Annotated in this window: 2 protein-coding genes; both read left to right on the top strand. The window is 48.1% G+C overall.

Annotated elements, in window-relative coordinates; translation table 11 throughout:
* Positions 1-875: serine O-acetyltransferase EpsC (gene epsC, locus RDN93_RS21960; RefSeq protein WP_308747430.1), on the top strand; the 875-nt coding region annotated here is incomplete at its 5' end.
* Between the two features lie 16 nt (positions 876-891).
* Positions 892-2,326: THUMP domain-containing protein (locus tag RDN93_RS21955; protein WP_308747429.1), on the top strand; the 1,435-nt coding region annotated here is incomplete at its 3' end.

Genomic DNA, 2,326 nt, shown 5'->3' with positions numbered 1-2,326 from the left:
CACAGGCAGTCGATGAGCTATCGGAAAGCGAATCTTACAAAGGACTGTTTCATCAGCACAAAGATGGCGAGCCACTGCCCTCTGCTAAAGTCCTGTATGAAATTATCGAGCTTTCACGCTCCATTCTCTTCCCCGGATATTACGGAAATTCTACGATCAACAGCCGGACAATCAATTATCACATTGGTGTAAACATTGAAAAGTTATTCGGTTTGCTCTCCGAGCAAATCCTCGCCGGATTGTGTTTCAGCGTCAGCATAGAAGGGAAATGTAACGTCTGCCCGGATTCCAAACGGGAAGAAGCTGCACGCCTTGCCGCCAAGTTTATCAGCAAGCTGCCTGCCATGAGAAGAATACTGGCAACTGACGTGGAAGCCGCCTACAACGGTGACCCCGCTGCCGAAAGTTATGGCGAGGTAATCTTCTGTTATCCGGCCATCAAGGCCATCAGCAATTACCGTATTGCGCATGAACTGCTGGAACTGGGTGTTCCTCTGATTCCCCGTATTATCACGGAAATGGCGCACAGTGAAACAGGGATTGACATTCATCCGGCAGCGAAAATCGGCAGCCACTTCACCATCGACCACGGTACCGGCGTTGTTATCGGTGCCACAAGTATCATCGGCAATAACGTCAAGCTATATCAGGGAGTCACCTTGGGAGCCAAGAGCTTCCCGTTGGATGCTGACGGAAAACCGATCAAAGGTATCCCCCGCCACCCGATTCTGGAGGACAATGTAATTGTCTATTCCAATGCCACTATTCTGGGCAGAATCACCATCGGGCGTGACGCAACCGTGGGCGGTAACATATGGGTGACGGAGAATGTCCCCGCAGGAGCGAGAATCGTACAAACCAAAGCAAAAAAATAAAATCAAATAACTATATATGAGCGAACAATTCGAGATGATTGCCAAGACCTTCCAAGGACTGGAAGAGATACTTGCAGAAGAACTTACAGCATTAGGAGCCAACGACATTCAAATAGGACGCCGTATGGTTTCATTCACCGGAGATAAACGTATGATGTATAAGGCTAATTTCTGCCTTCGTACCGCTATCCGTATCCTGAAACCCATAAAGAACTTCACAGCGAAGGATGCTGACGAGGTTTATAATCAGATACAGGCTATTCCATGGGAAGAATATCTCGATGTAAACAAGACTTTTGCTATCGACGCAGTGGTGTTCAGCGATGAATTCCGCCATTCGAAGTTCGTTTCGTATAAAGTAAAAGACGCGATTGTGGACTATTTCCGCGAAAAGACCGGAAAACGTCCGTCTGTCCGCATCAACAACCCGGACGTATTGCTGAATATTCATATTGCGCAGACTACCTGTACGCTGTCCTTGGATTCTTCGGGTGAGTCGTTGCACCGCCGCGGTTATCGCCAGGAAGCAGTAGAGGCACCGCTGAACGAGGTGTTGGCTGCCGGCATGATTCTGATGACAGGATGGCGCGGGGATTGCGACTTGATTGACCCTATGTGTGGTTCGGGTACTATCCCTGTCGAAGCTGCTCTGATTGCAAAGAATATTGCTCCGGGAGTATTCCGCAAAGGGTTTGCTTTCGAGAAATGGGTGGATTTCGATGCGGATATGTTTGATGAAATCTACAACGATGACAGTCAGGAGCGTGAGTTTGCTCATAAGATTTACGGATATGATAATAATCCGAAGGCTAATGAGATTGCTACACACAATATAAAAGCCGCGGGTGTATCGAAGGATATCGTGTTGAAGCTGCAACCGTTCCAGCAGTTTGAACAGCCACAGGAGAAGTCGATCATCATCACTAACCCGCCTTATGGAGAGCGTATTTCTACCAATGATTTGCTCGGGCTTTATCAAATGATTGGTGAGCGCCTGAAACATGCGTTTGTCGGTAATGAAGCATGGGTATTGTCTTATCGGGAAGAGTGTTTCGACCAAATCGGTTTGAAAGCCAGTCAGAAAGTGCCTTTGTTCAATGGCCCGTTGGAGTGTGAGTTCCGAAAATATGAGATTTTTGACGGAAAGTACAAAGAGTTCAAGAGCCAGGAAGGAGAAGAGGAAGACAAGAAAGACTCCGAAGGGGAACAAGCACCAAGATTCAGAGAAAGAAAAGAGTTCAAACCACGTCGTGAAGGGGAGTTTAAACCACGACGCGAAGGAGACTTCAAGCCACGCAGAGAAGGTGAATCCAGACCTCGCAGAGAAGGTGGTGAGTTCAAAGGTGGTGACAGAGATAGAAAGCCACGGGGAGAATTCCGCGGAGGAAGAGATTCAAGAGGGCCAAGAGAATTTAGGGGGAACCGGGAGCCGAGGATTCCGAAGAAGGAAG

Origin of the sequence: uncultured Bacteroides sp. (genome assembly GCF_902491285.1) — a bacterium.
In the GTDB taxonomy this organism is placed as follows: domain Bacteria; phylum Bacteroidota; class Bacteroidia; order Bacteroidales; family Bacteroidaceae; genus Bacteroides.
This window is presented reverse-complemented; position numbering and strand designations above follow the sequence as displayed.